The following is a 25,333-nucleotide window of genomic DNA, read 5'->3' as shown; positions in this document are numbered from 1 at the left end:
ATGGAATATATCCATGAAGGTCATGTCTCAGTAGCTCAGCTGGATAGAGCATACGCCTTCTAAGCGTACGGTCGGGGGTTCGAATCCCTCCTGGGACGTAAATAAAACGTTGATGAACCCTTGCTAGATAAGGGGTTGTGAGAAATTAGGGATTCGGTCGGGGCTTCGGTCATCGATGCAGAATCCCTTTTTTATTACCCTAAAAATTATGTTTATATAGTACCGAAATTATCTTCCAATTCAATTGAAATGGAGGATTTTTTTTATGACTAAAAAGACAGGTTTGTTTGATGTAGATTTCACTTTGGGAACCAAAGAACTTAATTCTACTATTAAAGGTGAAAAACCAATTGCCGTTCGTTACAAATCCTTTTCAGAAGCGTTAGGAACTGTTATTAACCAAATGCAAGTGAGCGGCTATCGACCACGTACAATCAAGGATTACAAAACAATCATGATGAACTTTCAGAAGGCTACTGCTATAACCTATTTAGAAGAAATTACAGTAGATACAATATACTCATGGCTTGATTCCATGCGAGTAGTAAACCAAACGAAATTAACACGCTTAAAGGTTGTTAAATCGTTCTTAGGTAAGTGCTTTGACAATGGATGGTTAAGTATGAACTTTTGGAAATCCATCAATGTGAAGGTAGATAAAAAGGTTAAAAAGGGAGCAAAGCCAAATGACATCGCAATCTTAGTGTCGTTAATTGATAAAAGTACATTTATTGGTTTGAGGGATGTAACTGCAATTCTGACGATGTATAAGACAGGCGTTCGCATTAACACATTGGGGCAGCTAGAAGAAAACCATATTGATTTTGATAATAGGGTACTTGCCTTAAATGGAGCAATATTAAAAAATCATCAGTTGTTGAAATTACCGATCGATGACCAATTAATACAGCTTTTTCAAGTTCTAATTAAGCAGAATAGAAAAATAAGGGAGTATTACGGAGAAAGTAATACGAATATATTCGTTTCAATTAAAGGTACAGCATTAAATACTAAATCAACGAATAATGCAATTTCAAAGCAACTTACTAAGTACAGCAAAAAGTTTGGCTTAGAGAATATTAATGCTCATGCCATTAGAAGAGCGTATGCCAAGAATTTACTCGACAAGGGAGCAAGCATTGCTTTAATTAGTAAAGCATTAGGTCATGCAAATCTAGAAGTTACTACTCAATATCTTGATTTAGATGTTGAGGAAGTAGCAAAGGATTTGAGAGAGTATTTGTAAGATAAGGATTCGAGATAAGATTGAATAAATGTATAGTACTTATTAAATTTAAAGAGAACAGTCAATGGCTGTTCTTTTGGCTTTTATAAAGTTTACAATATTTATCTGCATAGCGATTTAGTGCACATTCTAAAGTATTGCGTTTGTAAAAACTATTAAAAGCAATTATAATTGCAATACTTTTGTTTAGTCAGAATATTCTGTTTACTTTTAATTCAGTATAGCTTATACTGTTTTTCGGAGGTGAAGGAGCTATGAAAGAATGGGATGGAATAGAACGAATGGGATATAAAATTCCAGAAGATGATGGAGTAGTAATGATTAGTGACTATAAGCAAAACGTTAAAGAGAAAGCAGGTGTTTATCGTATTTATAACGAGCAAGATAGAATCATGTATGTCGGGCAATCTCATAATTTAAAAAGACGAATCGGAGAGCATTTTAGGGGGAAGAGAAAAGGTTACTACATCTACAGGGTCAGGTATTTTTATGTTGAACACGAGAACAATTTTATATTAAATTCGTTTTTAGATTTATACGAAACCTTGTTAATTAGAAAATTAAATCCAAGATATAATAAACAAAAATCTTCACCAATGAGATATATTTAATCGAATGGAGTAAGTGTATCTTTTATCTTCATACATATGAGTGTAATTCTTGTGCAAGATATTATTATACCCCATAGCAAGTTGTATCATTTACATTAATAGATCTCTAACTCAGTAGCTAAAATGGAGAAAGTGGCTCTAGAGGCATCCATAGTGAGCAAATAGAATGAGAGAAGTCATTGAAGTCATTGAAGTCATTGAAGTCATTGAATAATTTAGTAGTACTTTTTTATAATTGGCTTTATTGTTTCTGCTCCTAATAGGGAATATGATTCCAGCTCATTCCACACAACACGGTGTAAAAAAAAACGACACGATAAGGATATTGAAATTGAAGATGATAATCCTTGATTAGGGAGGCAAGGTTTTTCAAAGTAAATCTGCTGCATGATGATAAATATAAATGCATAAATATGTTTAAATAAGGATAGTCAAAGAAAATACTAGCATTTTTTCGATAGCAATAAAAAGTATATTGCCAATAATTACATCTTGTTAATTAGTTGAAATTATAATATGATTTTGTTATCAACTTAAAAATAATATAAAATTTAACTATGCTAGGAGTGAACTACATGCAACCGCCTCATATAGAGGCACACTAATACTGTTTTAATACCTATGATTGATAATCAATAGGTTTAGGCTTTTTTAAGCCTATTTTTGACAGGGTTAAGTGTGTTTTCTATTGGAGGAGTGGTTGTGTGTAGATTCGCTCCTTTTTTGTGCTTTTTAGGGAAAGGTTGGATTCAATAATATTAAATATCTAAAGCGGTATTTTAATTCAAATAGGAGGGATTTAACATGCCAACAAATTTAAAAAGTAAAGTCTCATAGGCATGAATGAGTAGAAGGAGAAAACAATGAAAGAATTTGAACAACTTACTAATAATTATGAAATGGTACAGGCATTAAAAGAGAAGAGTATCCATTATAACTGTATTATCACAGGCTTTGAAGTTCATAAGGATAGCCACCTTAATATTACAGGGAATGATGTATGGGTATCGTGGTGGGACTACAGAGGTCGTCAAAAGCGAGTAGATATAATATTAAGTTGTTCCAATGAAAGAGAACAGGAGAGAGTTTATATTCGATGGTGGCAATCAATTGAAATTGTAGGTGGCAAAAGTAGAAAGGATCGTGAGGAAGAACAAGAGGAAATAGATAAACGTAATCGTGAATTTGAAGAGAAGAATGAGAACGTTGAAATTGAAAAATGGATGAAAGCCTTAGGATTTTAATAATAAAAAGATTCTAAGATAATATCTAAAACAATGGGGAAAAAATAGAGAGTGTAACCCGAATCTAAATGATGCTAAGGAGGCTATCAATTTAGAAGGGAAGCATAATTGTGTTACAGCATGAAAAAACAAAGACATGTAGCAAATGCAAGGCTACAAAGAGTATAGAAGAATTTAGTAAAGACAAGAGCAAAAAAGATGGACTAACAAGTGCATGTAGAGAATGTAATATTAAGCGAGAAAAAAAACGAAGGGAAAATGGCGGGGATTTCACCAAGGAGCAAAAACAAGCAACCTTCGAAAAGTATGGTTCATTCTGCCAAATTTGCAATAGCATAAGTAACTTACAAGTAGACCATAGACTACCACAAAATGTCTGTAATCCTAATACAGCTAGTATAGAGGATAATGCTTGGATATTATGTAAAGGTTGCAATATTGCTAAAGGAACAAAAATCCTAATAGAAGTTATTGAAATCATACCAAGGAAGATTTTAGGACCAATGCTATTACAAGAATATGCTAAACCAATTACACAGGGGAGCTTTGACAAAGTAACAGTAGAGATTGGTAGAGAAAATTATACGGAAGTAAAACTCAAGTAAATTACTGTTTAAATCAAGTAAGAAATTTTAGGGAACGGAATCTGGGTATGGTTTTTTGAAAATGCGTAAAAATATACCTGAAATTGGGGTTGAGTAGAAAAAAATAATACCTAAAAAACAGGTATCCCCCTAACTTTAAAAGCACTAGTCTTAGACTGTCTGTTCACGAGATCTCAGAGGGGGAATAGATAGAAGAATACTAGATAGAAGAAAATATAATAGATACAAATGAGGGCGGAAAGTCGGCAATGCCTCCTTTTCTCCCCTCAAAAAGCACCTATTAAATCTTTCTATATATGTGGAAATATTACAGGAAGGAGAATGAAAAGTGAATACAGAAACAAAATCAACTATAAAGCAAGAAAGGGAAGAATCGTTTATTAAAATATCTAAATCACTAATGGAAACTAAAAAATTGGGCAAAAGTGGTGAATTAGATATTTACCATTTAGTAATAATAAAATCTTTAGCAAACAACTTTCTAGGAGTCGCTTTTACTGGTGTTACTCATTTGATGAAATTCATTGGTATGAATACGGAACAAAGTAAAACAAAGGCAAGAACTAAAGAATCCTTACTTAGATTGCAAGAGATGGGACACATTGAAATTTACGAAGATTCAATAATGGACAATTTAGTTGACGATTTAAAGCCCTCTAACAACTACTTTATCAAACCAACTGGAAAGGACGAACAATGGGGTTTTGCTAAAGTGTTTTACAAAGATATTCAAAAGATAGTTTCGATGCAAAGCGATTATAAGCCAAAGATTTTTGCATGCTACCTCAATATGGTTGGTAATATGTTTTATGATAGTTCGGATTCAAATAAGAATGTTCCACTATCATATATTGGCATCGATAAGATTGTAAAAAATACAAAAATAAACAGAAAAACGGTAGTCGAATACCTCAAAGCTTTGTATGAAAAAGAATTCTATACTTTGTTCATTTTCATATTAACAATACAACAACAAAGAATTTCTGTACAAGATGGATTCATAAGGAACATACTGCTGAATGGGCGGTTTCGCAGGCAGAGTACATTTATAGAACTGATAGAGAGAAATTTAAAGGTGCAGATATCGGTGTATCAGACGAATAAGAGAAACTGAATAAAAAGATGGAGTGATTTAATTTGAAGAATAAAGAAAACGCAAGATTTATAAGAAGAGAAAATATAGAGGTAAGTAAGTCACTAACTATTAGTATGGTTAAGACTAAGCTATATTGTATGTATGATCTTATGATTATTCCCGGTCCTTATAATCGATCATTAGATGTGGAGATTTTGAGAGATTTATTAAACGGTAAATTAGATGAAATTATTAGTAAGGAAATATCTGATAAAAAATTATCGCTAAATTCGTATGAATATGTATTTCAACAACTATCAAAGAGGTTAAATAAACAATTTAATATATTTATGAAAAATGATAAGGATTTTAAGTACGAAATGAAAATGTTTTTACCGGTACTCAAACTAAGATTGTTGGAACAGTTTGATACAAAATTATTATATGGAGCATTTACCGAAGAAACTGTCTTAGTTATGGAAAGAATAGCAAAAGGAGATTTTGATGAACTTTTCCTAGATTTTTTAAAAGAAGAAAAAAATAATCTTACTATAGATAATTGCATACTGAGTATAAATTCATTTATCAGTTTAATAAATGAGGATATAAAAAATGCTATGTAAAGAAAGGAAATTCAATAATTTAAAGATTTACCGGAGTATTTAGGGCGGAGGAGAGTCTCTGATTTGATGATCTTCTTCTTTTTAAAAATATATTAACATTACATAACTAATAAAACTGTGATTTTAATAAGTATAAAGAATCAAAAAATCCATGAGATATGTTTTCTCATGGATTTTTAATTAACTATTATTTAGCATCAGTAGTTTCTACTGTAGCTGTATCATTTGTTGTTGTAGGTTCTTCTACAGTTGGTTCTTCTTCAATCTTTTCAGCAGTGAAACCCCAACCATTTTTAGAATCATTAGTAACTACAAGTTTAACATCAATATCGTCAAATGTAATTTCGCCTTCATTTTTGAACTCGAATACATGTTTGTATGATAATAGAACATCATAATCGCCTTGAAGCATATCAGTTGAAGAGTATAAATAACTCATAGTGTTATTATCTTTAAGTGACTTCACTTTTTCATATGCAACTTTTTCTGATACACCTAAGTCTTTAAATAGTTTAACAATATAATCATGGTCAAAAGCATTGATACTGATATTTTCCATTTTAACTAGCATATTAGCAAACTGTGAACGCTTGATAGGTGCGTTAGGCTTGAAGCTACCATCACCGAAACCACTCATGATTCCAATAGTTTCAAGTGTAGCAAGTTCATCTCCCCACTGACCTTTAAAATATGTGCCACTATAAATGTCAGAAGCTTTCCCTTCATAATCTGTAGTATCGATTTCCTTGATATCATAAGCTTTAGCTAAAATTCCTGCCATCTGACCACGAGTTAAAGGTTCATTGATGCCAAAAGTACCATCAGCCTTACCTCCGATGATGCCCTCATTCGCAAGTGCTGAAACATATTTATAGAATTGGTGTGTAGTAGGAACATCCTTAAAGTTTGGGTTTTCAACGTCAGTAACATCTAAACCTAAAACCTTTGCAAAGATACTAGCAAACTGTCCACGAGTGATATTTTCGTATGGTCTGAAATTAGGTATTGTGCTACTGATTGCATTCTTTTCTAGTAAATAGTCAACTGAATTATAGAAGTTATCAGATTTGTTCACATCTTTGTAGTGTACTTCTGATGCTGATGCTCCACCCATTGAAGAGAATAATACTGCACTTGCTAATCCTACTGTTGATAATGTTTTAGTTAATTTGTTCATGTCTTTCCTTCACCTCAATTAATAATGATAGTATAAAACTGTTGTATTAGACAGTTCCAAAATGTGGCAAATGTAGAGTGGTAGTAAGAGACTGTTGAACTTAAGTAGTGTCTAAAAAGAGATGTCAAAATTACAGAGATCTCAGTTATTTGAAGATGTTATTAACTATAAGTTTGTAAATCTAGAGCGTGCTTTAAGTTTACAACTTGTATATATTGAAATTTTGTAAATTTAAAGTAATAAAAATAATATATTTTACAAAATGTAAATGGTATTATGGATTCTAAATTTGCAATATGTTATCTTTAATTCATCAGATTAGTAAAGAGGGAAAGATGAAATGAATATGGCATACATAAGAGTATCAACTATAGAACAAAATGAAGCAAGACAAGTAGAAGCTATGAAACAGTATCAAATAGATAAGGTATACCAAGAGAAGGTTTCGGCAAAAAATACGGACAGACCAAAGCTTCAAGAAATGTTAGAGTTTGCTAGAGAAGGTGATACGATTTATGTGGCAGACTTCTCAAGACTAGCACGTTCCACAAAAGACCTGTTAGAATTAGTTGAACTTTTAGAATCAAAAGGTGTGCAACTAGTATCGATTAAAGAACAGATCGATACCTCAACAGCAACAGGCAGACTAATGCTAAAGATGATTAGTGCTATTAATGACTTTGAACGTGAAAATATGCTTGAAAGACAACGTGAAGGCATTGCAATTGCTAAAGCAGAAGGGAAATATAAAGGTCGAAAAGAAGTGTCAATCCCAGACTTTTCAAAACATTATCACAGATATATGAATCGTGAAGTATCAAAGTCACAACTTGCAAAAGAACTAGGAATATCAAGACCAACCCTTGATAAATTAATTAAAGAACACCAACAAGTAAGTTAGTTAGGGACCCCAAAAGGGTCTCTTTCTTTATGTTTAGGTACGGGGTATATTTCCACATTTTTCTGGACCATTGATTGAGGGTAAACCCATAGTCGGTTAACTCACACACCATGAAATAGTAATAATATTGGTGAATATTATCTTTCGATATTAAATATTGGTAGAAAAGATACAGTGCATAATTCTTATAACTAATGCAGTAAAAAATATAGACTTTATTAAGCCATTCTTTGGTTAAAATTGAATGTTGGTTTTAATAAATTGTTAATCTTTGGTATAATTCAAGGTGAAGTGTAGGTTGATTGTAACGGATAAATGATTATAAGTTATAATTTCGAAATTTTTACACAAAAATTTTATAGGGAGGAAGTACAATGGGATTACCCCGGACTTTTGTTGGATTTAGTAGTACTGATATTACACAATATAGATTAATGTTAGCTTGGAAAAATAATACGAATATTGATTTTAACTTTACTAATTGTCAGCTTCATACAGAGATTCATTCTGATAATGAGTCTTATATTAAGAGGAAATGCAGGGAAAGAATCAATCTTGCTGGTAAATATATATTATTAATTGGAAAGGATACGAGATATAAGTACAAATACGTAAAATGGGAAGCTGAAGTTGCAATTGAGAAGGGGTGCACAATTATTGGGGTTAATTTAGATGGGTCACGTGAAATGGTAAGAGAAACTTGTCCACCGGTAATTCGTGATATAGGTGCTATTTTCGTACCATTTTCACCTAAAATAATAAAATATGCTTTAGAAAATTACCAGATGAATAAAACTGGTAACTATTCCTATAAAAATAGTGTCTATACTAAACTAGGTTATTAATATTGAGGTGGAGAAATGATGAAGGAGAAAACTTGCTTTGTAATCATGGGTTACGGTATTAGAACCGATTTTAGTAGTGGAAGAGTTCTAGATTTGGATAAAACTTACGAAAATATTATTAAACCCGCAGTTACAGAGATGGGTATTATTTGTAAAAGAGCAGATGAAATAAGGCATTCTGGAAATATAGATATTCCCATGTACAAATATATATTGACAAGTGATATTGTTATAGCAGATCTTTCAACTTACAATCCTAATGCGTTCTATGAGTTGGGGGTAAGACATGCTCTTAGACCGTATACTACAATTGCCATTTCAGAGAAAGAATTAATCCCACCTTTTGATGTTAGTCATACTCTTATATATCAATATGAACATCTTGGTAAAGATATCGGATATAGTGAAGTAATTCGTTTTAAGAAAGAGTTACAGAAAACAATTAATAAGATACTTGAGAATCCACAAGTAGATAGTCCTGTTTATACTTTCCTTAAGGATTTGAAATTTCCAGAATTGAAATTCTTGGATCAACAAAATGTTAATGATGAAGGCATCCAACATACTTTAAGCAAAATAATAGAGAATGCCAATCATGCTATGAATCAAAGTAATTTCATTGAAGCGAAGGCACTATTTAGATCTGCATTAACTATTGATAATAAAAATAGTTACCTTAGACAAAGACTTGCTTTAACAACTTATAAATCAAAATACCCGGATCATAAAAGTGCATTATTAGAAGCGTTAGAGACATTAAGACCGTTAAACATTGAGGAAACACATGACGTTGAAACATTAGGATTGGCAGGAGCAATTTATAAAAGGTTATGGGAAGAAACGAAGGAATCTATTTACTTGGATAAATCGATTATGTTTTACCAAAAGGGTTTTGTTATTCAAAATGACTACTATAATGGGATAAATCTATCTTATATGTTAAATGAAAGAGGATATCAATCTTCTGGAAATGATGCTATAGCAGATTTTGTTTTAGCTAAAAGAGTTCGTATGCAAGTAATAAAAATATGTCAAAAGTTATTGGACAGTGACTTGGAAAATCGAAACGATAAGTATTGGATACTAGCTACTTTGGAAGAAGCTTTTTTTGGTTTAGGAGAATTAGAGAAATACAAAACAATTAAGAAACGAGCAGAAGAAGTCGCTAATGGAAACTGGCAAAAAGAAACGACAGAAAATCAAATAAAGAGATTGGAAATGCTTCTATCTAAATCGCCATTAATATCTGATTAACGAGATTATAAAAAATTTATAGATATATAGTATAGGTAAACTATTTAGATGGCAGAAGTTAATAAGATATAGACCATTAAAACCAAAAAGGTATTATTTATTATAATTGGATTTCAAATTTGTTGTAAATAAATAAGAAAATTGTTTATATTGGAAACCCAATAGGGATTGAGCTTGATTACATGTTTTATAAGTTTGTGATAACTTCTTTGGGAGTAAATGGAATGTATATGACTTATAAAACTTTTCAAGAAATAACTTATCGGGTGAATGAAGGGGAAGTTTAAGAAATCTTCCCTATTCATTTCAAAATAATAGATATCTATTTACAGCTAGATAAACAATATTTTTTTATTCTATTTTTCCGCATTTTGGATATTATTTAAACTAGCCCAATTTACGTTTTCTTTGGATATGATACTCTCTACTCGCTCAACAAGTACCTTAAATGGGTTTTCATTATCATACACGCCTGTTCTAGTTAAATACATGTACTTCTCATGTTTTAATGTTTCACAAATACTTCTATACTCAATCCAATGTTCGTGGTATTTAGTTATACCTAACCAAGCTTCAATTACAGCAATACTTACCCCAATAGCACTGACGACAATTTCCCAAAACTCAAAATCTGAGATAAAACCTACAAAAAATGGAATAGAAGCTGAAAGGAATATTACTATACCTTTAAGACTCTTATATAATTTTTGGGATCGAGCACTCTTTTTGTCGTACCAGTTGATTTGGTCGTCTAATCTTTCTTGAAAATATTCCTCCTCACTAATGTTCAATTGAAGATCACCTCACTTCTCCAATAGGAGTCCTTATAAACATTCCAATATTCCATTAACTCAATTATCTTACAAAATTAGTTGAAGGGCAAAGTGTTTTTCACGAATGTAATTAATCAATAGATACAATGAATGTATTTAAAGGTTGTGGGAACTTTGCGTAGCGTATCTGGTTCTCTTTTAAGAGAAAAGTTATATCGTGAAATGAAAATAAATAATAAATTAGTATCTACTATAATAAGGGCTTTTGAAATTCTTACGTGAGAAGAAATAATAATATTGCAATATTAAATAAGTGATTAAACCTTTTTATGTACACTAATTATTTTAAAAGGTATAATTTTGTTAATATTTGTTTAATAAGGAAGAGATGATAGAAATGACTTTAATTTTTATAAGCCATTCCTCTAAAGATGGAGATTTGGCAATTGCATTAATGGATTTACTTCAGAATCAATTTAATTTACATAGAGAGAATTTCTTTCTTACTTCTGATGAAGAGCTTAAAGTGGGCGAAGATTGGATTGAGAGTATCAGAAAAGGAATGGAACAAGCTAATATAGTCTTACCATTAATAACACCTAATTTTTTGGAAAGTCAATTTTGTTTATGTGAATTAGGAGCTACATGGATAAATCAAAAAGCTTTAGTACCTGTAATAATTCCTCCCCTTAAACACAATGCATTACAAAATACTCCTTTTAGTTCTTGGTTGCAAAATTTAATTTTAAATTCTGAAGAGGATATTGTTAGATTAGCTCAAGCAATGATTGATAGAGGAGTAGGTACTGTAAATATTCCAAGGTTTACCAAAAGGGCTAATACATTTTATAAAAGTTACTTAGAACCATTTAAAGTTGCTATGCAAAATAGAGTAGTCATATCTGCAACGACAGTTGAAAAACTACAAAAAGATATAGAACAATATAAAGAAGCATATGAACTTGCTGAAGAAGAGTTAGATAGATTGAAAGAAGAAAATGAAGCATTAAGACAAATGAAAAACAAGAAAGAAATCAAAGAGTACGATTACTCTAAAATGGATGAATGGGATAGATTCGAAGAGAAGTCAAATAAAGTAGCAGCGATTATTAGTAAATTACCTCATGTGCTTCCAAGTGTACTTTTTCATGCATATAGATATGATGCAAGAAAAAGTGATGAAAGAGGGTTATATTCTCCGAGTGCAAATGATGAACTAAAAAAACTTGAAAATAGGGGGTTTGTGAAGTTCGAAGACGGTTGGGAACCCAATGAAGAACATCCACAAATTCGGAAAATAAATGAAGAAATATGGGAATTTAAAAAATTCTTAGATGAGAATATTACTGAAAAGTTGGAAGGACGCTTCTATGAAGAGTATGAGGGGATTATATTTGATTTAGCTTACTCAGATTTTTGGGAAGAAATATTTGGAGTGACTATTTATCACTCAGGGGAATAATTTAAATCAGACTATTATGAATCGCATATACAGGATAAGAATCAATATGCAATTAAGAGCTACACTTATTGTTTCCGATATTAGGTGAGGTATCTTATATAGATATTTTATTAACCTAATGCACTCTCAGGGAATGAAGGAATCATGATTTACTTTAAACTTCAATAATGTTACCATTGATTCCAAGATACTTTCGGTCTAAGAACGTAATTTGACCGAATCCCTAAATTCAAAGAAACGTAGTTGTCTCAGTAGCTCAGCCGGATAGAGCATACGCCTTCTAAGCGTACGGTCGGGGGTTCGAATCCCTCCTGGGACGTACAGTTTTATAACGTTATACTTAGAGAAATAAGCACTTTCGCTTATGATTCAATTTTACAGGGCTCGGTCAGTCGAGTTTCTGTACTAATGAGTTGTATGTGGAGGTGCTTTTTTCTTTTGTCTAAAAAGAAGGGGATTTTTGACGCTCAAATTGAACAGCCGTTAATTCAAATGAAAAAGCAGCAAGAAAAGCGAAATAATTTAAATTGAACAAGCATTTTCAGTTATTCTGAAACAGCTTTGGATTCACGAATAAAAATATTTTGTTGATCCAACTATATTGGGCAAGCTAAATCTAAAAAGGTTTATTGATTTAAAGATAAAAAAATCCACGAGAAATTATACTCTCATGGATTACATTTAACATATTATTTTGTTTCCGTAACAATAGTCACGGTATCATTAGTTGTTGTATTCTGTACTTCACTTTCGATCTTTTCAACAGTATATTCCCATCTACCGATAAGTTGTGGAATAATTTTATTCTCAACAAATTCAACTGTAATTTTGAGATTATCAACGGTAAATGTACCTTCTTTTAGGTTAAAGATATATACGGGTAAATTTCTTCCTAAAGGATAACTATTATATATTTCATAATCATCAATGAATGTTATTACATCATTATCAAATGATTTTATCAACTTTATAGCTTCTTCTTCAGTTAAGCCTACTTCTTCAAACTTCCAATTAATACTACTGTGACCAACAAAAACTATATCTGATTCCTTAAATTTTTCAATATTATGCATTATGTTAGCAAATTGCGAGCGCTTAATAGGTTCATTAGGTTTAAAACTACCATCGCTATAACCACTCATAATCCCTAAATAATCAAGGGTTGCTAAAGCTTCTCCCCATTGACCTTTAAAGTCTTTACCATCAAAAATATCAGATACTTCACCGCCACGTTCTCCATATAATTCATTAGAAATAGCTGGAAGGTGGTAGTTTACTATAATACCAGCTAATTGACCACGAGTTAAAGAATCATTCACCCCAAATGTATCTGCCCAATAACCATAACCACTCATAATTCCATTTCTAACTAGCATATCAATAAACTCATAATATTGGTTAGTTTTTGGAACATCATTAAATTTAGTATTACCTAAACCTTTTAATTGGAAGGTATGATGATATAGTTTTGAGTAAATACTAGCAAATTGACCACGAGTAATATTTTCATATGGTCTGAAATTAGGTAATGTTTTACTAATTGCATTTTCTTCTAATAGATATTCTACTGAATCGTAGAAGTTATCAGTTAATTTTACATCTTTATAATGGACTTCTGATGCAGATGCGGTGTTATCCCCCAGTGAAGAAACTAGTATTCCACCGACTAGTCCTAATGTTACAACTGTTTTAGAAACGTTTTTGATTTTCCTCATTTTTTCACCTCTAACCATAATTGTAATATATTAGAGGTTTATTGTGTGTTGGTAATTAAAGGGGATTTATTTATATACAAACGGGGTATATTAAGAAGTTTTATTATTTAAATAAATAAACTCCTACCTTCATTTAAAAAATATCCATTTTCATGAAGAAATTCAAGCGAAAATGAATCTAATCACCTCCATATCCTTATTTAAACCAGGGGGGATAATATGAAATATTTATTGATTGGATGTTTATTCACTTTGTTAGGTGTGACAATGGCAATATTAATATGGGGTGTTGAAATGGTTCCTACTATTACAGGTGGCATTGGGTGTTTTTTCTTGGGGTAGCTTGTCTCTTATCAGGAGTATTTGTAAGTGGAGATCGTTTGAGAGCAAATCTTTCTACCGAATCAGATGAAGATAGAGTGCAAAGAACTAATAGGAGCCTGCAATCCGTTTTAATCGGACTCCCAAGCATTGTAGTCGCATTATTTTTTTATCTTAATTGAACCAAATTAATTGAAAATAGTTGTGTTCCATGAATAAGCTAATAATCTATGATTAAATCATTTTATCAACTCTAGTGATATCCTATTAATCAAAGCATCGGTAATGGTGCATACAGATGTGCTCATTAATGACGTAACGTCCCAGGAGGGATTCGAACCTCCAAACCTCCAAACCGTACGCTAAGCAGGGTATGAGCTGTAAAGAATAGAAAACACTATAGCCCTGTCTTCATCTCTTTTATTTCTTTTTCCAATGCTACAATCCGTTTTTGCATCTTATATAATTCAGTGGATTACGTAATTAAAATAATATTTCCCCAAATCGAAAAGATATTGATTTAAAGAATAAACAATTAGAAAATGAGCCTTTTCTACTTAACTTTCCACATTAACCTTCCACATGAGGAAGGTTTTTATTTTACATTTATGTTACAAAATCGTAGAATCCCTACTTTATAGGCCTGACGAAATAGGGTAGTAGTGGCAGTAATCAAGCATTGGCATATGATAAACCAAAAGGTGATGAATGATGGTTAAAATTGGATATGATGCAGGCCATGGAATAAATACCCCTGGAAAACGGACTCCAGATGATGAACGTGAATGGACTTTTAATGATCAAGTTGCTCGGGCATTTGCAAAAGAATTAGAATTATATGATGATGTAACACTCAAACGATTTGATGATCCAACAGGAGAAGAAGACGTACCGTTAGATGCAAGGACGGATGGTGCAAATTCTTGGGGTGCAGATTACTATATCTCTTTCCATCATAACGCTCTTTCAGGTAATGGGTGGGGTACACATACTGGTGTAGAAACTTATGTATATACAGATCCTGGTTCTGAAAGTTTAAAATTAGCAGAAGCAATTCATCCTGCTGTTGTGAAAGCATATGGGTTAAGTGACAGAGGGATTAAACGTGCAAACTTACACATTGTGCGAGAAACGTTAATGCCGGCAATATTAATTGAAGGTGGTTTCATGGATTCTAGTATTGATATAAAAAAACTGCGAGATCGGAATGTGTTAGAAAATGCAGGTAAATTGATTGCTCAGGCACTTGGAAAGTTTCTTAGACTAAGTCGAAACGGAGTTGTTGATGATTTGGATTTTTACTCACCAACGATGAGATATAAATATTTAATGCGCGTAATTTCACCAGCTACTAAACAATTATTAGTAGAAAAAGCAGTTGAGGAATTAAGATATCAGCCACAATGGATTGAAAACCATAACAAAGGTATCTTGAAGCCTGGTGATTATACTGCCATTGCCTATGAACTTGCTGTACATTATGCGAAGCTTGATCGATAATTTAGTAACAAACTACACAAGGCAGTAATAATTGAGTTTAGTATCTAAAGAGTTACGCACCTTTAACTAAAAAATAGTTAGAAAGCTTCTTAAATCTTTTCTTTCAAAGCTTTAAGAAGCTTATTCTATTTTTTTAGAAAACTAGGAAAATTATATGTTTCTTATATAATTTTCGTTTTTAAGTATTTCCTTTGAAACACCTTCACAAAAAATGGAATTTCAAAAATAAAAAACATGTCAGAAAAGCTTACAAGGAAATGGCGCTATTTATTAACTATTGCTACTATTATTGTATTAGCTTTTCAAGGAGCTGGTAATAATGATAATCCAAATTTCTAATAAAGATGTCGCACGTCTAAACATAAAAGTATATCAAGAAATTTTTGGTGTTGGAGTACATGATCAGAAAATTGATATATCTGATAATAAAATCATTATTCTAGCAGGAACAAAGCGAATTGTCGCTTTAGATTCGTTAAGTGAAGAGTACGGTGAATTAGTATCGGCTTTAGATGCTGCATTATCAACAAAGTACAAAAATAGAATCAAAGAAGAATTAGAAGCACTCTACAATATTAAAGTAATAGGATTATTCGGAGACTATGATCCAAAGGCAGTGATGTCTTGTATTGTAGTTTGCTTTGAAATAAAATAGGAAAACATTAATTGTAGAAAAAGCGTTATAATCGTTTTTTCTATAATAGATGATTATTCGGAAGCTTACCCTCTGTTTACGGAAGGAAAGAGCCGTGAAGGTAGAAAGATTTTTCTGCCTTTACGGCTCTTTTTTTATATATATAAATCTTAAAAATGAGGTGATACAAAATTTAAAAACTTTAGCTATTTAATATAAATACAAACTAAAAATAGGGAGGACGTTAGTATGAAAAAGTTTTTATTCATAATTTCCGTTTTACTATTAATAATCCTTACAGCATGCTCAAATAGTGAATCTAATCTAACGAGTGAGAATACGACAAAAGAAAGCACACAAGTGGAAAATGAAGAGCTGGCAAAGGTATCACAGGTTACGAACTGGTTTGCAGAAGCAGAACATGGTGGATTATATGCTGCTATGAACCAAGGTTATTATGAGGATGAAGGTCTTGAAATGACAATTGAATCAGGTGGACCACAAGTTTCAGCAATTCAGCTTGTTGCAACTGGTCAGCATCAGTTTGGAATGGCAGATGCAGATCAAATTTTAATTGCTAGATCAGAAGGAATCCCTTTAGTAGCCATTGCAACGATTTTTCAGAAGAATCCGCTAGCTTTATTTACACATGAAGGCGATGTATTAAATACACCTACAGATTTATCAAATAAAACATTATATAAAATTCCTGGCCTCCCATATTGGGAATTTATTAAAACAAAATTTAATCCAGAGAATGTAAACGAAATGACTTACACGGGTTCCTTATCTCCATTCATGACAGAAAAAGGATCTGCTAATCAAGGCTATATAACAAGTGAATCCTTCTCTCTTGAAGCAGAGAATTTTGGATATGAAAGCAATCTAATTGCAGACTTTGCAGGTTATAACCCATATGTAATGACCTTGTTTACAACAGAAGATTATATGAATAAACATCCAGACATTGTAGCGGCTTATGTAAAGGCGTCTGTGGATGGTTACAACTATTACAAAGATCACTCAGAAGAAATAAATCCTTATATTCAAGAGTTTAATCCTGATTATTCTTTAGAAATGTTCAATTATAGTGCAGATCAATCTAGGGAATTTATTTTTGGGGGGGATGCAGAAACCAATGGTATGGGCTATATGTCTGGAGAACGATGGAAGATATTAAAAGAACAATTGGTAGAAGCGGGTTTACTTGAAGATTCATTTGATGAAACACAAGCATTTACTACAGAATTTTTACCAAAATAATAGACTTTGAAAGGAGAAAAGAAGAATGAGTGAACGAAATTTAGTAGCTGAGGGAAAACAATATCACATTGCTTGTGGGAAGGGCGATGTTGGACGTTATGTATTTTTACCAGGGGATCCAGGCAGAGTTCCAAAGATTGCAAAATACTTTGATCATGCAGAAAAAGTTGCTGAAAATAGAGAGTATGTTGTCTACACAGGTTATCTTGATGGCGTGAAGGTATCTGCGTGTTCTACTGGTATTGGAGCCCCATCCGCTGCGATTGCTATGGAAGAATTAATAGAAATCGGAGCAGATACCTTTATACGAGTTGGAAAGTCTGGTGCACTTCAAAAGGAACTTATACCAGGTTCGCTTGTTATTAGTACAGGGGCAGTTCGTGATGATGGTACATCACCTTATTATTTACCAGTTGAGTACCCAGCTGTAGCTCATTTAGATGTGGTGAATGCTTTGATTCACGCATCCAAACGATTAAATATGCCTCATACTTTTGGGATTATTCAGTCAAAAAGTGCTTTTTATACTGAGATTAGACCGGAAACATTTCCGATGGTCGATGAGATTGTTGCACGTTGGAATGCTTATCAAAAGGCAGGAGTTCTCGTATCTGAAATGGAAGCAGCAGTGCTGTTTACAATTGCTGATATTAAAAAAGTTCGGGCAGGTTGCTTAGTGCAAGTTAGTGATAATCAATTTGCAGGTGAACATCTAGGAAAAGAGATATCAATGGACGATGCTATTAAAACAGGTATAGAAGCGGTAAAAATCATGATTCAACAGGATATAGCCAATAAATAATAATAAGGGGAATAATCAATGCGAAATATAACAGAAATGAAAGAGGAATTACTTGCTGTAAAAGGGCTTGAGTTTGCAGATTTGGTATTGCTTAATGCCAAAGTTGTATTTATCCATACAGAAGAAGTGCTTAATAGTGGTTGTGTATATATAAAAAATGGAAGAGTTATCGCAATTCATCATGAACATAAACTTAAAGCAAAGGAGGAGTTTGATTGCAAAGGAAAATATTTAATCCCGGGGCTAATAGATGGACATATTCATATTGAGCCAACTCTTTTAACACCAGAAGCGTTGGGTGATGTTATTGTACCACACGGAACAACTACCTTGCTTACGGATGCAATGGAAATTGGTAATGTGGCGGGTCTTGAAGGTGTAAGAGATTTAATGAAGGCTTCAGAAGGACAAATAAAATATAATATGTTTTTAGAAGTTCCATCCCGTGTCCCGACTGCACCAGGCTTAGAGACTACTGGTGGTGTCATGGGACTGGAGGAAGTTACGGAATTATTAGGAGAAAGCTATTCTGTTAGCATGGGTGAGCTTGATCCTTCAAAGGTCTTAGGAATGAAGGAGGAATATTTAGAGAAAATAAACGCAGCTCACAGATTAGGCAAAATTGCAAATGGTCATGCAGCTGGACTTCAGTGGGATGACCTTAACATATATGCATTAGCGGGTCTTACCGATGATCACGAATGTGTTTATTACGAGGAGCTTTTAGAACGTATTCGTCTAGGAATGACGGTTATGATTCGAGAAGGAAGCACAGAAAGAAATATAGAAACTTTGATAACTGGAGTGTTAGAACATAAATTACCAACAGAATACATTCTTTTTTGTACAGATGATAAACATGCACATGAAATCAAACATGAGGGCCATATCAATTACATGGTAAACAAAGCAATTGAGCTTGGATTGGATCCATTAAAAGCTTTAAAAATAGCTACTATTAATACGGCTAAGCATTTTAGAATTGATCACATACTAGGGTCAATTACGCCTGGGAAGTGGGCAGATATTTTATTGGTTGAGGATTTAAAGAATATAAGCCCTACACATGTATTTTTCCATGGAGAACTAGTCGCTGAGAATGGAAAGATTCTTGAAAATTCAAAGCAAGGAATATATCCGGAGTATTTACTTAAAACAGTAAAATTAAGTGATGACTTTGGAACAAATAAATTCGAGGTCCTAGCAATAGGAGATAGCATTGAAGTAAAAACAATAAATATTTATCCTGATCAAATTATTAATTTTAAAAGTATAGAAAATCTACCTATTAAAGATGGAAAAGTGTGTACTGATTTAGAAAAAGATATTCTTAAACTAGCTGTTGTTGAAAGATATGGTGTAAACGGTGATGTTGGAGTCGGCTTCGTCCGTGGATTTGGATTTTCAAATGGTGCCTTAGCCTGCAGTGTTGCTCATGACCATCATAATATTGTTGTTGTCGGTTCAAATGATGACGACATGGCATTAGCAGTTAAAACGGTTGAAAAGTATCAAGGGGGACTCGTTGCTGTAAGTGATGGGGAAATAAAAGGTGTACTTCCACTACCAATCGCTGGTTTGATGAGTGATTTAGATGCTCCAGAAGTAATTGAAAGAATTGAAGCACTTAATGAAATTACCTATGAAATGGGTTGTAAAATTCCTTCGCCATTCATGAGCCTATCTTTTATTTCTCTTCCAACAGTACCAGAGCTGGGCTTAACAGATAAAGGATTAGTAGAAGTAAAGTCTCACAGCATCATTTCACTTTTTGAAGAAAATAAGATTATGAATTAGAAATAACATGAGTGCCAAATTCAAAAGAAGAGATCCTCGTTCTTTGGTTAATACTTCTGTCATATAGATTTTCGATGACTTTTTATAATTTAAGATTCCTTGTTACTTCAACTTTTGAATTATTTCGATATTTTATATTCCTCCTTCACCCAATTCCCAATACATAAAACCAAAAAGTAAAGGCAAAATAATTGGGAAGTGATAAGTAAAGGAAGGGAATAGATGGTTAGTTTAAAAAAATTTTTAGTCTTAGGAATAACTGTCATACTACTAGTGTCCTTAGCAATGCCAGAAATTCAGGCGAATGGGCAAAAGATTAAACAGCCTGAGCTAGGATTTAAAATAAAAAAGACGTTGTCAATTGATGGACTAACATTCAAAGATTTGAATGGAAATAAAACACTCGATCCATATGAGGATTGGCGTCTTTCAGCTTCTGAGCGTGCAAAAGATCTAGTATCAAAAATGACGCTAGATGAAAAAGCTGGTTTATTATTAATTCCTGAGTTTCCAAAATTCGAAAACGGGCTACTAGCACAACCAAACGAACAGTTAGACCAAGGAACACGTTATTTTATTATTCGTGATTCAGTAAGAGCAGATGTAATAGCCAACTATCATAATCAGTTACAAGAGGCAGTTGAATGGTCTAGGTTAGGAATACCCGTTGTAATGATTTCCTATCCTCGAAATCATATTTCAAGTTTCAATCAGACAGTCTCACCACTACAAGGAAATAGTGGACAATTTTCATTTTGGCCGAATCCTCTAGGTTTAGCTGCAACACGAGACCTAAAATTAATAGAGGATTTTGCACGTATTACAAGCCGAGAATTTCGTGCAACGGGTATTCGTAAGCTTTTTGGTTATTCTGCAAATGTTGCAACGGATCCACTGTGGTTTAACGTTGAGGAAACCTTTGGGGAGCATCCCGCTTTAACATCCGATATTATTTCTAGAATCGTAAAAGGGTATCAAGGAAATAGAGTATCAACAACGATAAGTCATTTTCCTGGCGGTGGTGTCCGTGATTTTGGAAAGACACCGCAACTTGAGGAAGAGTTATACAATCGTTACACAACTGAAGGTAGTCTATTAAGGTACCATATAGTTCCGTTTAAAGCCGCGATTCAGGCAAATGCTGCATCAATCATGCCTTACATCGCGTATCCAAGCAATGAAAGTGTTCATCAAAATTTAACCCCAACAAATGCAAAAGAACAATTTGAAGAAGTTAGTTTTGCTTTGAATAAATTCTTTATCAATGATTACTTAAGAGGGGAATTAGGCTTTTCAGGCTATGTCAATTCAGATTTAGGGACGGTACAAGAAAAGGCATGGGGGGCAATGGATTTAACCCCAGAAGAGAAATATGCAAAAGCATTAATAGCAGGTACGAACTTATTTTCAGGTGCTACAGATCCTATGCCAATCATTCAGGCTGTTAATCAAGGACTCGTCAGTGAAGAGTTAGTCGACCAATCTGCGCAATACTTGATTACGGAAATGATGGAACTAGGCTTATTTGAAAATCCATATGTTGATCCTGAGAAAGCTCTTGAAATTGTAAATGATTCAAAATCGCAAGAAAAGGCAGACGAAGCTCATCGCAAATCAATTGTTTTGCTAAAAAATAACGACAATGTACTACCACTTACAGATGATAAACTTCAACATATAAAACTTTATGTTGAAATGTTTCCAGCAGGAGAAAATGGTCAAGCAACATTTGATTTAAAAACAATCTTCCAAAACTATGCACCGAACATTTCCTTAACAGATAATATTGATGAGGCGACTCATGCGTTTATTTTGGTAATGCCAAAAATCGATCCACTTAGTCAAAATGAAAGTACTTTAACGATTGGGCCAGATACTGGTATTGAAAATGTCTATCGAATAAATGAAATTCAAAAGAAAATACCGACGATTTTAGCGATTGATTTTAAAAATCCATGGTTGATTAATGAATTCGAACCGAATGCTGCAAGTATTGTAGCAACTTTTGGTGTAAAAATAGAAAGTTTAATTGATGTTTTAAGGGGGAAATTCAATCCAGCTGGAAAATTACCATTTACTATACCAGCCGATTCTAAAGCTGTAAAAAGAGATTTAGGTGACGTACCAGGATTTAGAGAGGACCCTTCCTATATTTATCGTGATACGAATGGAAATGAATATAAATTTAACTATGGTTTGTCCTATTAAAACACAAAAAGCTCAGGCGTCCCTGAGCTTTTTTCGTGTACAATGCTAAAAGAACTTTTTTTGCTTATTAAAATAAACCGTAATATCTCCCTTTATCATTTTCTTAAGAAAGACTCCATTTTCCTTTTTTAGTTCATCATTTAATTGATCTAATAAAATCTTAAATGAGGGCTGTTTTTCATCATTTTGTACAAACTCGATTCCATAAACAAATAAGTCCTCTTTCATTTCTTCTTTCCAAATAACTTTCCCAATTAAGCGAATTGCTTGATCTAAAATTTCAGTATCAAATTGCAGGTGGATATCCCCACGTACAGGTAAATTAAGATTTGTTATACAACGTAACCCACCAATACTCACGTTTTGTATTAATGCATGCGATTTTCCTAATTGTAATGATTGGCCAGCGAAGGAAACAAGTCGCATTTCTGCTTCAAGTGGATATGGTAATTCAATACGATTATATTTTCTTTTATTCTCAGCACCTTTTACACTTGGATCAAGTGGTTTTAAAGATTTTTTCTTTAATAAAGAAATAAACTCTTCAATCGGCACAGGTTTACTAAATAAGTACCCTTGAATTTCATCACATTGTTCTTCCTTGAGAAGCTTTAATTGTTCAAGCGTTTCAACACCTTCTGCTACTACCTTAATATTTAATCCCTTTGCCATGAAAATAATTGATTTTACTATAAATAAATCCTTTTCATTAATCACCATGTTTTGGGTAAAGGATTTATCAATTTTTATAATATCGAAAGGGAAATGTGTTAAATAGGAAAGTGATGAGTAGCCTGTTCCAAAATCATCTAGCACGATTTTAATCCCTAAGCTTTTAAGAGCATTCAGCGTGTGTTGAACAGAATCGTCATTATTTAATAGCAGGCTTTCTGTTATTTCAAACTCTAAATCCTTTGAATCAATTCCGTAGTCTTCAATAATGGAAGCAACTTTTTCTTGCCAATTATAAACGGAAAAGTGAACAGCAGAAATATTTATTGAGATTGGGACTGTTAATATTTGACGTTCTTTTAATAACTTCATTTGATGGCAAACTTCATTTAGCACCCAATTGTCAACATCTTCAATAAATCCGTTTTCCTCAGCAATTGTTAAAAATTCAATGGGAGAAATGATTCCCCATTCAGGATGGTTCCAACGAATTAATGCCTCTGCACTAATGATTTCATTTGTAAAAGCATCCACTCTTGGTTGAAAGTGAAGGACCATTTCATTATTTTCTAAAGCTTTTTTCAAGTCTCGTCCAAGGCTGAAGGATTTAAAAGATTGGATACTACTTAAATGGGATATGATATGATATTTGTTTTTGCCTGCTTTTTGTGATTTATATAAAGCAAGATTTGCATTTCTTATTAATTCAATGCTATTATTCCCATTTTCAGGAAAAGTGCTGACGCCGATGTTTGCTGTTGCATATAGCTGATAGTTCTCGATGTAAAAAGGTTCTTTAAAAGCATTGATCATTCGTTCTGCAATTGTTGTAATAGACTCGATAGATTCGATTGTGTCAATTAATATTGCAAACTCATCCTCACCGTATCGAGCCAATAAGTCATATGGTGATAATAAATTATTAAGTCTAGAAGCTACTTCTTTAAATAATTCATCAGCAATTTCATGTCCAAGAGTATCGTTAATGAATTTAAATCTATCCATATCAATAGTCATGACAGCGAATTTACGATTTTTATCCTCGTATTTATGAAAACGAGTCTCAAGGGCATTAAAAAATTTTCTACGATTAGGTAATTTCGTATAAGGATCATATTCTGATAAAAATTTCAGCTTCTCTTCCATTAATTTCTGCTCGGTAATATCTGAAGTGATACCATCAATTTTAATAAGCCTACCATTAGTATCAATTGTTGGAATTGTAAAATCTTGCAGCCATTTAACACGACCGTGTTTATCAATAATTCGGTATTGTTGTCGTGAAATTTTTCCACTTTCTAAATACTTGTTATTTTCAAGGAATTTAGGTAAATCTTCTGGATGTACAAGAGAGGTCCATTCTATTTCATTTTCTAATGCTTCTTTAGGATATCCTGAGATATATTCGATACCTCTAGACATGACTGAATAGTTCTCTGTGTCAATCTCAAAACACCATATACCAATGTCCGTATTTTCGTAATGAGGAAGTAAGCTGTTTATTAAATTTTGATCATTTATATGAAGAGATGGTTCATTGTTGTAGTGTTCTAAGTTTTCATTTAAATTGTCATTCATGAAAATCCACCATTCAATTCTGAATTCTTTCACATAGATGTTTAAACCTATTCCATTATTAGCTTTCCCCAAAAGAACACAAAATTTTCTATATCTCCTATCGAAAAGAAATTGTTTTTATCAATAAATAGAAGAAAATACCTATTGATGTAATAATAGTAGGTCTAATTAACTGACGATATGACACCGACATATAGTGTTTCGGTAATATGCCCTTGAAATATCGGTATTACCCTGTCGTAAAATAATAATTATTCGTGTTAAATTTATTATGAAGAGTTTTAGCCTCAGGAGGGGATTTTTAATGATCGTCATAAATACGTATATTGAAGACGTACAAGGTGTATCTTTTCCTAATTATGTTCCAAAACAAGAAGAGTTAATTAGAGTAGATAATACTTTAAAAATGAAGCAAATTTCATCTAAAATATCGAGCATTTATAACCGATACTGTATAGAAATTATTCAAGATGGGAAAATTCTAAGTCCAGTGAAAATTTTAACAACTGAACCATGGGTATCCTATTTATGGCTTATGAAAAATTATTTACATGCAGGATATTCAGAGATTCTCGATTTAACACAACCAATAGTCTACTATCTTGTTAAAGAAAGAGAAGGGAATCTTACATTTAAAATACAAAACCAACTAAATCAAACTCAAGTATTTAAGTCTCGTTTTACGGAAGAAGAGTTTTTAAGTGCTTTATTTCAAAACTTAGTTTTTTATCTTCAATATATGCGCGCTTACAATACAAATTATGTGAATTACTGGATGAAAAGGTACGGAAAAGAACTTTACGAAGTTGCAATTGAGCTTGAGTCACGATACTTAGTTACTAACTACAACGATGATTTCATTCCCCTTAATATATAAAAAACAGTCTCAAAATCATATTTGAGACTGTTTTTTTTATATCAAATTTTTTTCTTTTGCAGCTAATACGGCTTCTGTTCTTGATGCAACATTTAATAAATTGTAAGCGTCAAATAACCCACACCTTCTAACATCTCCGATGTTTTGTGA

General features: G+C 32.6%; 23 protein-coding genes and 2 tRNA genes. 21 read left to right on the top strand and 4 right to left on the bottom strand.

The genetic code is table 11. The annotated features are described in order from the left end of the window. Positions 1-24: 24 nt before the first annotated feature. The 7 genes from CD30_RS05805 to CD30_RS05775 all read left to right on the top strand — a co-directional run bounded on the left by CD30_RS05805 (position 25) and on the right by CD30_RS05775 (position 5,404). Positions 25-98, top strand: a tRNA-Arg gene (locus CD30_RS05805). A 167-nt stretch (positions 99-265) separates the two neighbouring features. After that, positions 266-1,246: a tyrosine-type recombinase/integrase gene (locus tag CD30_RS05800; protein ID WP_036173747.1), complete on the top strand. Its 981-nt coding sequence runs from the start codon at positions 266-268 to the stop codon at positions 1,244-1,246. Positions 1,247-1,500: 254 nt separating this feature from the next. After that, positions 1,501-1,857, top strand: a complete 357-nt coding sequence (locus CD30_RS05795) for a GIY-YIG nuclease family protein (protein WP_036173745.1) — start codon at positions 1,501-1,503, stop codon at positions 1,855-1,857. A gap of 863 nt (positions 1,858-2,720) precedes the next feature. Next, positions 2,721-3,101 (top strand): hypothetical protein, encoded by a 381-nt coding sequence (locus tag CD30_RS05790; protein WP_036173743.1) that lies wholly within the window; start codon positions 2,721-2,723, stop codon positions 3,099-3,101. A 110-nt stretch (positions 3,102-3,211) separates the two neighbouring features. Continuing rightward, complete coding sequence (locus CD30_RS05785; protein ID WP_036173740.1) at positions 3,212-3,706, top strand: HNH endonuclease; 495 nt, start codon at positions 3,212-3,214, stop codon at positions 3,704-3,706. A gap of 328 nt (positions 3,707-4,034) precedes the next feature. Then, positions 4,035-4,820: a hypothetical protein gene (locus CD30_RS05780; RefSeq protein ID WP_036173737.1), complete on the top strand. Its 786-nt coding sequence runs from the start codon at positions 4,035-4,037 to the stop codon at positions 4,818-4,820. A 23-nt stretch (positions 4,821-4,843) separates the two neighbouring features. Continuing rightward, positions 4,844-5,404, top strand: coding sequence for a hypothetical protein (locus CD30_RS05775; RefSeq protein ID WP_036173733.1), 561 nt, complete (start codon positions 4,844-4,846; stop codon positions 5,402-5,404). Positions 5,405-5,591: 187 nt separating this feature from the next. Here CD30_RS05775 and CD30_RS05770 read toward each other — a convergent pair whose 3' ends face one another. Further along, on the bottom strand, positions 5,592-6,581 hold the full coding sequence (locus tag CD30_RS05770) for an S-layer homology domain-containing protein (RefSeq protein ID WP_052126064.1): 990 nt from the start codon (positions 6,579-6,581) through the stop codon (positions 5,592-5,594). 346 nt (positions 6,582-6,927) lie between these two features. On the opposite strand from CD30_RS05770, the gene CD30_RS05765 reads away from it, so the two are divergent. The 3 genes from CD30_RS05765 (at position 6,928) to CD30_RS05755 (ending at position 9,581) form a co-directional block, all read left to right on the top strand. Continuing rightward, a complete protein-coding gene (locus tag CD30_RS05765; RefSeq protein ID WP_235802007.1) occupies positions 6,928-7,482 on the top strand; it encodes a recombinase family protein in 555 nt (184 codons plus the stop codon). Between the two features lie 374 nt (positions 7,483-7,856). Further along, on the top strand, positions 7,857-8,327 hold the full coding sequence (locus CD30_RS05760) for a TIR domain-containing protein (protein WP_036173727.1): 471 nt from the start codon (positions 7,857-7,859) through the stop codon (positions 8,325-8,327). An 18-nt stretch (positions 8,328-8,345) separates the two neighbouring features. After that, the gene (locus tag CD30_RS05755) at positions 8,346-9,581 is read left to right on the top strand and encodes a TRAFs-binding domain-containing protein (protein WP_036173724.1); all 1,236 of its coding nucleotides are present in this window, start codon (positions 8,346-8,348) and stop codon (positions 9,579-9,581) included. A gap of 356 nt (positions 9,582-9,937) precedes the next feature. On the opposite strand, the gene CD30_RS05750 is transcribed toward CD30_RS05755, so the two are convergent. After that, positions 9,938-10,372: a DUF4231 domain-containing protein gene (locus tag CD30_RS05750; RefSeq protein ID WP_052126063.1), complete on the bottom strand. Its 435-nt coding sequence runs from the start codon at positions 10,370-10,372 to the stop codon at positions 9,938-9,940. Positions 10,373-10,751: 379 nt separating this feature from the next. Between CD30_RS05750 and CD30_RS19410 the strand changes: the two genes are divergently transcribed. Both CD30_RS19410 and CD30_RS05740 read left to right on the top strand, forming a co-directional pair. Beyond that, positions 10,752-11,816 (top strand): toll/interleukin-1 receptor domain-containing protein, encoded by a 1,065-nt coding sequence (locus tag CD30_RS19410; protein WP_052126062.1) that lies wholly within the window; start codon positions 10,752-10,754, stop codon positions 11,814-11,816. 245 nt (positions 11,817-12,061) lie between these two features. Continuing rightward, positions 12,062-12,135, top strand: a tRNA-Arg gene (locus tag CD30_RS05740). Positions 12,136-12,505: 370 nt separating this feature from the next. On the opposite strand, the gene CD30_RS05730 is transcribed toward CD30_RS05740, so the two are convergent. Further along, positions 12,506-13,531: an S-layer homology domain-containing protein gene (locus tag CD30_RS05730; protein ID WP_052126061.1), complete on the bottom strand. Its 1,026-nt coding sequence runs from the start codon at positions 13,529-13,531 to the stop codon at positions 12,506-12,508. 219 nt (positions 13,532-13,750) lie between these two features. Between CD30_RS05730 and CD30_RS20625 the strand changes: the two genes are divergently transcribed. The 8 genes from CD30_RS20625 to CD30_RS05695 all read left to right on the top strand — a co-directional run bounded on the left by CD30_RS20625 (position 13,751) and on the right by CD30_RS05695 (position 22,056). Further along, on the top strand, positions 13,751-13,873 hold the full coding sequence (locus CD30_RS20625) for a hypothetical protein (protein WP_268871081.1): 123 nt from the start codon (positions 13,751-13,753) through the stop codon (positions 13,871-13,873). Beyond that, positions 13,855-14,034: a DUF5316 domain-containing protein gene (locus tag CD30_RS20715; RefSeq protein ID WP_170215806.1), complete on the top strand. Its 180-nt coding sequence runs from the start codon at positions 13,855-13,857 to the stop codon at positions 14,032-14,034. The genes CD30_RS20625 and CD30_RS20715 overlap by 19 nt, the downstream gene beginning before the upstream one ends. Positions 14,035-14,563: 529 nt before the next feature. Next, a complete protein-coding gene (locus tag CD30_RS05720; protein ID WP_052126060.1) occupies positions 14,564-15,352 on the top strand; it encodes an N-acetylmuramoyl-L-alanine amidase in 789 nt (262 codons plus the stop codon). A gap of 319 nt (positions 15,353-15,671) precedes the next feature. Then, positions 15,672-16,007 (top strand): Na-translocating system protein MpsC family protein, encoded by a 336-nt coding sequence (locus CD30_RS05715; protein WP_036173718.1) that lies wholly within the window; start codon positions 15,672-15,674, stop codon positions 16,005-16,007. Positions 16,008-16,235: 228 nt separating this feature from the next. Continuing rightward, the gene (locus tag CD30_RS05710) at positions 16,236-17,249 is read left to right on the top strand and encodes an ABC transporter substrate-binding protein (protein WP_036173715.1); all 1,014 of its coding nucleotides are present in this window, start codon (positions 16,236-16,238) and stop codon (positions 17,247-17,249) included. A 25-nt stretch (positions 17,250-17,274) separates the two neighbouring features. After that, the gene (locus tag CD30_RS05705; protein ID WP_036173712.1) at positions 17,275-18,051 is read left to right on the top strand and encodes a nucleoside phosphorylase; all 777 of its coding nucleotides are present in this window, start codon (positions 17,275-17,277) and stop codon (positions 18,049-18,051) included. An 18-nt stretch (positions 18,052-18,069) separates the two neighbouring features. Further along, the gene (gene ade / locus CD30_RS05700) at positions 18,070-19,848 is read left to right on the top strand and encodes an adenine deaminase (protein WP_036173708.1); all 1,779 of its coding nucleotides are present in this window, start codon (positions 18,070-18,072) and stop codon (positions 19,846-19,848) included. Between the two features lie 222 nt (positions 19,849-20,070). Next, a complete protein-coding gene (locus CD30_RS05695) occupies positions 20,071-22,056 on the top strand; it encodes a glycoside hydrolase family 3 protein (RefSeq protein ID WP_052126059.1) in 1,986 nt (661 codons plus the stop codon). A 45-nt stretch (positions 22,057-22,101) separates the two neighbouring features. Here the strand turns inward: CD30_RS05695 and CD30_RS05690 are convergent, their stop codons facing one another. After that, positions 22,102-24,306, bottom strand: a complete 2,205-nt coding sequence (locus CD30_RS05690) for an EAL domain-containing protein (RefSeq protein ID WP_052126058.1) — start codon at positions 24,304-24,306, stop codon at positions 22,102-22,104. A 304-nt stretch (positions 24,307-24,610) separates the two neighbouring features. Here CD30_RS05690 and CD30_RS05685 point away from each other — a divergent pair, with 304 nt between their 5' ends. Continuing rightward, a complete protein-coding gene (locus tag CD30_RS05685; RefSeq protein WP_036173705.1) occupies positions 24,611-25,183 on the top strand; it encodes a hypothetical protein in 573 nt (190 codons plus the stop codon). The last annotated feature ends 150 nt before the right edge of the window (positions 25,184-25,333 follow it).

Source organism: Ureibacillus massiliensis 4400831 = CIP 108448 = CCUG 49529, assembly GCF_000772965.1.
In the GTDB taxonomy this organism is placed as follows: domain Bacteria; phylum Bacillota; class Bacilli; order Bacillales_A; family Planococcaceae; genus Ureibacillus; species Ureibacillus massiliensis.
This window is presented reverse-complemented; position numbering and strand designations above follow the sequence as displayed.

What these genes read in the sequence shown, in the direction of transcription:
- CD30_RS05720 (WP_052126060.1), top strand. Translation starts at nt 14,564, where the DNA reads ATGGTTAAAATTGGATATGATGCAGGCCATGGAATAAATACCCCTGGA.
- CD30_RS05695 (WP_052126059.1), top strand. Translation starts at nt 20,071, where the DNA reads ATGGTTAGTTTAAAAAAATTTTTAGTCTTAGGAATAACTGTCATACTA.
- CD30_RS05765 (WP_235802007.1), top strand. Translation starts at nt 6,928, where the DNA reads ATGGCATACATAAGAGTATCAACTATAGAACAAAATGAAGCAAGACAA.
- CD30_RS05685 (WP_036173705.1), top strand. Translation starts at nt 24,611, where the DNA reads ATGATCGTCATAAATACGTATATTGAAGACGTACAAGGTGTATCTTTT.
- CD30_RS19410 (WP_052126062.1), top strand. Translation starts at nt 10,752, where the DNA reads ATGACTTTAATTTTTATAAGCCATTCCTCTAAAGATGGAGATTTGGCA.
- CD30_RS05710 (WP_036173715.1), top strand. Translation starts at nt 16,236, where the DNA reads ATGAAAAAGTTTTTATTCATAATTTCCGTTTTACTATTAATAATCCTT.
- CD30_RS05705 (WP_036173712.1), top strand. Translation starts at nt 17,275, where the DNA reads ATGAGTGAACGAAATTTAGTAGCTGAGGGAAAACAATATCACATTGCT.
- CD30_RS20625 (WP_268871081.1), top strand. Translation starts at nt 13,751, where the DNA reads ATGAAATATTTATTGATTGGATGTTTATTCACTTTGTTAGGTGTGACA.
- CD30_RS05800 (WP_036173747.1), top strand. Translation starts at nt 266, where the DNA reads ATGACTAAAAAGACAGGTTTGTTTGATGTAGATTTCACTTTGGGAACC.
- CD30_RS05690 (WP_052126058.1), bottom strand. Translation starts at nt 24,306, where the DNA reads ATGAATGACAATTTAAATGAAAACTTAGAACACTACAACAATGAACCA.
- CD30_RS05715 (WP_036173718.1), top strand. Translation starts at nt 15,672, where the DNA reads ATGATAATCCAAATTTCTAATAAAGATGTCGCACGTCTAAACATAAAA.
- CD30_RS05755 (WP_036173724.1), top strand. Translation starts at nt 8,346, where the DNA reads ATGAAGGAGAAAACTTGCTTTGTAATCATGGGTTACGGTATTAGAACC.
- CD30_RS05770 (WP_052126064.1), bottom strand. Translation starts at nt 6,581, where the DNA reads ATGAACAAATTAACTAAAACATTATCAACAGTAGGATTAGCAAGTGCA.
- ade (WP_036173708.1), top strand. Translation starts at nt 18,070, where the DNA reads ATGCGAAATATAACAGAAATGAAAGAGGAATTACTTGCTGTAAAAGGG.
- CD30_RS05795 (WP_036173745.1), top strand. Translation starts at nt 1,501, where the DNA reads ATGAAAGAATGGGATGGAATAGAACGAATGGGATATAAAATTCCAGAA.
- CD30_RS05730 (WP_052126061.1), bottom strand. Translation starts at nt 13,531, where the DNA reads ATGAGGAAAATCAAAAACGTTTCTAAAACAGTTGTAACATTAGGACTA.
- CD30_RS05760 (WP_036173727.1), top strand. Translation starts at nt 7,857, where the DNA reads ATGGGATTACCCCGGACTTTTGTTGGATTTAGTAGTACTGATATTACA.
- CD30_RS05790 (WP_036173743.1), top strand. Translation starts at nt 2,721, where the DNA reads ATGAAAGAATTTGAACAACTTACTAATAATTATGAAATGGTACAGGCA.